Below are 6,458 nucleotides of genomic sequence, written 5' to 3'. Positions count from 1 at the left end.
GGTCCGCGCGGTGCGCGGACCACCGCCGTTCTTTGCATTCGGACAGGTCATTCATCGTTCGGCACGACAAAGGTGATGGCCGGCGAAAACGCTTCCCGTACTTACCCAAGAAGCCCCCACAATTCGGTCAGAACCTCCCAATAACTGCATCGCACCCGGCGTGTGGCCAGCAGACTTCTCGTAGGAGATCGGGGGTTTACGGATGCGTCGGGCGTACGTGGCGCTGACCAGTGCCATGGCCGTGGCCCTGGCCGCGTGCGGTGGCGGGGGCTCGTACACCACGGTCGTGGACAAGATCACGGGCGCTGGTCAGGTCGTCGTCGGCACCAAGTGGGATCAGCCGGGCCTGGGGCTCAGGACGAGCACGGGGGAGCCGGAGGGGTTCGACGTGGACGTCGCGAAATACGTCGTCCGCAAGCTCGCGGGCGGCAAATCCGTGAAGATCACCTGGCGGGAGTCGCCGTCGTCCACCCGCGAGGCGCTGCTCCAGAACGGCACCGTGGACATGGTCGTCGCCTCCTACAGCATCACCGAGTCCCGCCGACCCAAGGTGACGTTCGCCGGCCCGTACGTCGTCGTCCCGCAGGACACGATGGTCCGCGCCGACGACGACAGCATCATGAAGGTGACGGACCTGCGGGGTAAGCGGATCTGCCTGGCCAAGGGCTCGAACTCGTACAAGCGGATCGTCGACCCGCCGCCGGACGGCCGGCTGGGCCTGCGGGCCGTGCTGGTGCCCGCGGAGAACTACTCCGACTGCGTACGCAAGCTCGGGGCCGGCCAGCTCGACGCGGTGAGCACCGAGAACCTGGTCCTGGCCGGCTACTCCCAGCACGAGCCCGGCAGGTTCAAACTGCTGAACCATCCGGTCAGCAACGAGAAGTGGAGCGTCGGGCTCAAGGAGGGCGACATCGACACCTGCGAGGCCGTCAACCGGGCGATCGCCGACATGTGGCGGGACGGGACGGCCCAGCGGCTGCTGCACAAGTGGTTCGGCAAGACGGGGCTCACACTGCCGTCGTCGATGCCGGCCCCCGAACACTGTCCCTGATCTGGGAGGACCGCCCCGCACACCGGCCGATCTTCCGGCAGGATGCGGGTATGCCTTTCTGGCCCTCCCCCATTTCGACCAGAGACGTGGCCGGTTCCGGCGTGCGCCCAGGGTGGCCCATGGCGCGGAGCGGCCGGGTGTGGTGGACCGAGGACCGTCCCGGCGAGGGCGGGCGTACCACGATCATGTGCCGCGCCGCCGACGGCACCCGCCGTGAGCTGCTGCCGGCCCCGTGGTGGGCGCGCACGCGAGTCCACGAGTACGGCGGCAGACCCTACACCGTGACCCCGGCGGGCGAGGTGGTGTTCGCCAACATGAGGGACCAGCGCCTCTACGTCCTGGGGGAAAACGGCGAGCCGAAACCCCTTACTCCCGAGGGCTGCCGCTACGCCGACCTGCAGGTCCACGACGGCCAGGTGTGGTGCGTACGCGAGCGCCACGACGAGGACGGCAAGGTCACCCGGGCCGTCGTCGCCGTCCCGCTGGACGGCGGCGAGACCCGCGAATGGGCCACCGGCTGCGACTTCTACGCCTCCCCCGCCATATCCCCCGACGGGCGCCATCTCGCCTACGTCTGCTGGAACCACCCCCGCATGCCGTGGGACGGCACCGAGCTCCGCGTCACGCGGCTGTCGGGCACCAGGATGGACGCGGCGTGGACGGTCAGGGGCGGCCCCGCCGAGTCCGTCCTGGCGCCGTCGTGGAAGGACGGCTCACACCTCTACCTGATCTCCGACGCCTCCGGCTGGTGGAACCTCTACGAGATCGGCCTGCACGGCGACGGCGCGCGGGCGGTCCACCCGGTTGAGGAGGAGTTCATCACGCCGCCGTGGCGGCTGGGCGGGCGGCCGTACGCGGTGCTCGGCGACGGTCGGATCGCGGTCCTGCACGGACGCGGAGACCTGCGGCTTGGCGTGCTCGACCCGGGGTCGGGCGCGCTGGCCGACCTGGAGGTGCCCTACAGCGGCTGGGACGCCACGCTGACGGCCGACGGGACGTCCCTGGTCGGGATCGGGTACGCCGCCACGATCCCCCGCTCTGTGGTGCGCGTGGACGCGGCGACGGGGGCTGCCCGATCACTCAGGCGCGACATCGACCGGCTCCCCGATCCCGCTTACCTGCCCGTTCCCCGGGCGGTCGAGACGCCGGTCCCCGCCTTCCTCTACCCGCCGTACACCGATCCCGCCGCCGAAAACCCGCCGCACCCCGGCCCCGCCGCCGAAAACCCGCCGCACGCCGATCCCGCCGCGGAGAGCCCGCCGCACGCCGGCCCGGCTCGCTCCAACATGGTCGGCCCGGCGAACGGGCCCAGCGTGCCGGCCGGGGGCCCGCCGCCTTACGTGATCTTCGTCCACGGCGGGCCGACCGCGCATGCCGACACCGCGCTCGACCTGGAGAAGGCGTTCCTGACCTCACGCGGCATCGGCGTGCTCGACGTCAACTACGGCGGCTCCAGCGGCTACGGCCGGGCCTACCGCGACCGGCTGAAGGGGCAGTGGGGCCTGGTGGACGTGGCGGACACGATCGCCGCCGCCGAATGGCTGGCCGCCGAGGGGCTGGCCGACCCCGCCAGGATCGCTGTGCGCGGCGGCAGCGCGGGCGGCTGGACCGTGATGGCGGCGTGCTGCCGGTCCGGCGTGTTCGCGGGTGGGGTGTCGTACTTCGGGTGCAGCGCGCTCGCCCCGCTCGTCGCGCACACGCACGACTTCGAGTCGCGCTACGTCGAATGGCTGGTGGGTCCGGAAGATCCGGCGGTGTACGCCACTCGCGAACCGCTCGCGCTCGTGGACGGGGTGTCGTGTCCCATGCTGCTGCTGCAGGGGCTCGACGATCCCGTGGTGCCGCCCGAGCAGTCCACCGCCTTCGCCGACGCGTTGTCGGAGCGGGGGGTTTCGTGCACGTACCTGGCGTTCGAGGCCGAGTCGCACGGCTTCCGTCGTACGGAGACCCGCGCCGCCGCCCTCGCCGCCGAACTGGCCTTCTACCAGCAACTCTTCACATAACCGGCCCCGGCATCACGGGTCACGACTTCACCGACCCCGGCTTCACCGGTCACCGCTTCACCGGTCACGGCATCACGGGTCACGACTTCACCGGTCACGGCCTTATCGGTTGTGGCTTGCGGGTGCGTCTGGTTGCCGCGGTGGGGCCCTCAGCGGGCGAACTCGGTGGCGCGTGACTCCCTGACCACGGTGATCCGGATCTGTCCCGGATAGGTAAGCTCCTCCTCCACCTGCTTGGCCACGTCCCTGGCGATCACCTGCGCCTGGATGTCGTCGATGGCGTCTGGCTTGACCATGACCCGGATCTCCCGCCCGGCCTGCATGGCGAAAACCTTCTCCACGCCGTCATACGACTGCGCGATCTCCTCCAGCCGCTCCAGCCGCTTGACGTACGCCTCCAGCGACTCCCGCCGAGCCCCAGGCCGGCTGCCGCTGACCGCGTCGGCCGCCTGCGTGAGCACCGCCTCGACGGTACGGACCTCGACCTCGTTGTGGTGCGCCTCGATGGCGTGCACCACGTCCTCCTCCTCGCCGTACCTGCGGGCGATCTCCGCCCCGATCAGCGCGTGACTGCCCTCGACCTCATGCGTGAGCGCCTTGCCGATGTCGTGGAGCAGCGCGCAGCGCTTCAGCAACGGCTGGTTCATCTTCAGCTCGGCGGCCATGATCCCGGCGATGTGGGCGGACTCGATGAGGTGTTTGAGCACGTTCTGCCCGTACGAGGTGCGATATCGCAACTGCCCGAGCAGCAACGTCAGCTCGGGATGCATGTCCGTGATGCCCAGCTCGACGAGGGCGTCCTCGCCGGCCCGCGCGCACAGGTCCTGCACCTCCTGACGGCTGCGGTCGTGCGCCTCCTCGATGCGCTGCGGGTGGATACGGCCGTCCAGCACCAGCTTCTCCAGCGTGAGCCTGGCCGTCTCCCTGCGTACCGGATCGAAACACGACAGGAGGACCGCCTCGGGCGTGTCATCGATGATCAGGTTGACGCCGGTCGTGGACTCGAACGCCCGGATGTTACGCCCTTCGCGCCCGATGATCCGGCCCTTCATCTCGTCACCGGGCAGATGCAGCACGCTGACGACCGACTCCGCCGTCTGCTCCGCCGCCACCCGCTGCACCGCCAGCGTCACGATCTTGGTGGCCCGCTTCTCGCCCTCCTTGCGGGCCTCCCCCTCGATCTGCCTGACGATCAGCGCGGCCTCGCGCTTGGCCTGGTTCTCGATGTCCGTGACCAGCTCGGCCTTGGCCTGCTCACCGGTCAGCCCGGCCACCCGCTCCAGGATGACCCGCCGCTCCTGCTCGACCTGCAGCAGCTCCTCACGCCGGTCGGCCAGCTCGACCTCGGTCTCGGCCAGCTTCCTGTCCCGCTCGGTCTGCCGCCTGGCCTCCTCGTCCAGCCGCTGCTCCCGCTCGGCCAGCCGGGCCTCGCGGCGTTCCAGGTCGGTGCGCAGCTCCTTGAGCTCGGACTTGAGTATCCGGCTCTCCTGCTCGACCTCCCGCCGCATCTGCGCCGCGCTCTCTGCGGCCGTCTCGGACCTGCGCAGGATCTCGTCGGCGTCGACCTCCGCCTTCTGGCGGATCTCCCGAGCCTCCTCGCGTGCCTGCTCGAGCTCTTCGTGCACCGCCTGCACCTGCTCAGAACTCGGCTTGGCCGCGCGGGGGAGGCTGCCCGAGGTGCGTCGTACGACGATGAAGAGTGCGCCGATCATCCCGAACGTGAGCACGAGCACCGCCACCATCAGCACCACGACAAGCGGCCCCATGTGTGCCCCGCCCTCCTCGCGTCGTCAACACCTCATAACGCGGCCTCTAAACGGGAGGGGTCACAAGCGCGCCACGGAAAGCCCGGTCGACGTCACCACCATGATCGCTATCAAGCCAGGACTGATCGGGCGTCGACTACGAAAGCCGACACCTCGCCTGCCTCGATCAACCAAGCTCGCTCGTCGTACGTCGTTCACCGGTATGGCAATCCGCGCTGCGCGGAGTAACTCCTCACTGCCGTCGAGGTTATGCGTCGAACAGGTCACGAGCAAGCAAACGCGTCATCAAGCGTGTCTAACGCGCTCGCATCTCCCCACATCCCCCATGCAGCCCGAATACTCCCTGCCCTCGGCCGCCTGACGGCCACGGCCCCCGACATCGCGCCGGCATCAGGGGAAGTTTTCGTCCAGATCGATGCCCTCCTGTTCGAGGGCCTCTCGGATTACGCGGAAGGCCAGGCCGGAGGAGTATCCCTTGCGGGCGAGCATGCCGGCCAGACGGCGCGTACGCTTCTGCGGGTCCAGGGATCGGGTGGCGGCGAGTTTGCGGTCCACCAGGCGGCGGGCCGTCTCGGCCTCCTGGTCGGGATCCAGCCGCTCAACGGCTTCCTTCGCCGTGTCGGTGTCCACGCCCCGATGACGGAGTTCGGCTGCCAGCGCGCGCTTGGCCAGGCCGCGGCCGTGGTGTCTGGAGTCGACCCAGGCCGCCGCGAACGCCTCGTCGTTGATCAGGCCGAGCTCGGAGAAGCGGCTGAGGACCGCTTCGGCGGCCTCTTCCGGCACGTCGCGCTTGCGGAGGGCCTCGGCGAGCTGGGCTCGCGTCTTCGGGGCCATGGTGAGCAGCCGGAGGCAGATGGCCCGCGCCACCGACTCCGGATCGGCCTGGGGACCACTGCCGGCAGGACTCTCCGCGTCAGGCCCCTCAGGCAGCCACCCCCGTCCCCGCGCATCCTTCCCAGAACGCCGGCTGGTTCGCCCAGTTCGGCCACCTCTACCCGACCGCTTCTTGCCGCCATCCCCGAACTCGTCCGAAGACCACCCGTCCCTCTGCTCATCCGAACGCGAGAGATCGACTTGTTGGTCGGAATGCGAGGGGCCGCTCTGGTCGTCCGGGAAGGAGGTTGTCGTAGGGTCGGGCGAAAACCAGCTGCTTCCAGCCAGTACTTCAGAGTGCCACTCGTCGGCGCTCCCGTCGCGGGCTGAAGCCGCCGCACGCGAACGCCGCCGAACCCCTGCGGGTGCCTGCCCGTCGTGGTCTTCTCCAACCTCCGCATGGTCATCGATGACACTCGGTACGCCCCAACGCCGGCCGTTGCCGACCTCGCCGTCACCGACCAGGCTCTCGTCGCTCCGACGCCATCCGCTGCCCAGCCGTCCCCCAGCAGGAGCCTGCTCGCTCGCGGACCCGTCGCCAGTCTCCACAGGTCCGCCGACGCTCCCTGCCGACCCTTCGATGGCCTCCACAGGCTCGTCGACGCTCTCGGCGGGTTTACCCACGCTTCCTGCCGGCCCGTCGACAGTCTCCGTAGGCTCGTCGACGTTCTCCACGGGTTTGTCGCTCCCCGCAAGCGCGTCGGCGCTCCCCCTGGACTCGTCTGGGGTTCGGTTGGCCGCGTCGGGGGCGCCTTCGGCGGGGGG

At 69.8% G+C, this 6,458-nt stretch carries 4 protein-coding genes; 2 read left to right on the top strand and 2 right to left on the bottom strand.

What is annotated here, in order from left to right; translation table 11 throughout:
* Positions 1-202 precede the first annotated feature (202 nt).
* Together ITP53_RS53155 and ITP53_RS53150 are read left to right on the top strand one after the other, a co-directional pair.
* Positions 203-1,051 carry a glutamate ABC transporter substrate-binding protein gene (locus tag ITP53_RS53155; protein ID WP_195903099.1) on the top strand — a complete coding sequence of 283 codons (849 nt, stop codon included), beginning with the start codon at positions 203-205 and terminating at the stop codon, positions 1,049-1,051.
* Positions 1,052-1,170: 119 nt separating this feature from the next.
* Positions 1,171-3,054, top strand: a complete 1,884-nt coding sequence (locus ITP53_RS53150; protein WP_236052185.1) for a S9 family peptidase — start codon at positions 1,171-1,173, stop codon at positions 3,052-3,054.
* Positions 3,055-3,203: 149 nt separating this feature from the next.
* On the opposite strand, the gene rny is transcribed toward ITP53_RS53150, so the two are convergent.
* Positions 3,204-4,820, bottom strand: coding sequence for a ribonuclease Y (rny, locus tag ITP53_RS53145; RefSeq protein WP_195903097.1), 1,617 nt, complete (start codon positions 4,818-4,820; stop codon positions 3,204-3,206).
* Between the two features lie 390 nt (positions 4,821-5,210).
* Entirely contained in the window at positions 5,211-6,242 is a 1,032-nt protein-coding gene (recX, locus tag ITP53_RS53140) for a recombination regulator RecX (protein WP_328818727.1), read from the bottom strand.
* Positions 6,243-6,458 lie beyond the last annotated feature (216 nt).

This window comes from Nonomuraea cypriaca (assembly GCF_015645445.1).
Taxonomy (GTDB): Bacteria; Actinomycetota; Actinomycetes; order Streptosporangiales; family Streptosporangiaceae; genus Nonomuraea; species Nonomuraea cypriaca.
This window is presented reverse-complemented; position numbering and strand designations above follow the sequence as displayed.

What these genes read in the sequence shown, in the direction of transcription:
- ITP53_RS53155 (WP_195903099.1), top strand. Translation starts at nt 203, where the DNA reads ATGCGTCGGGCGTACGTGGCGCTGACCAGTGCCATGGCCGTGGCCCTG.
- ITP53_RS53150 (WP_236052185.1), top strand. Translation starts at nt 1,171, where the DNA reads ATGGCGCGGAGCGGCCGGGTGTGGTGGACCGAGGACCGTCCCGGCGAG.
- rny (WP_195903097.1), bottom strand. Translation starts at nt 4,820, where the DNA reads ATGGGGCCGCTTGTCGTGGTGCTGATGGTGGCGGTGCTCGTGCTCACG.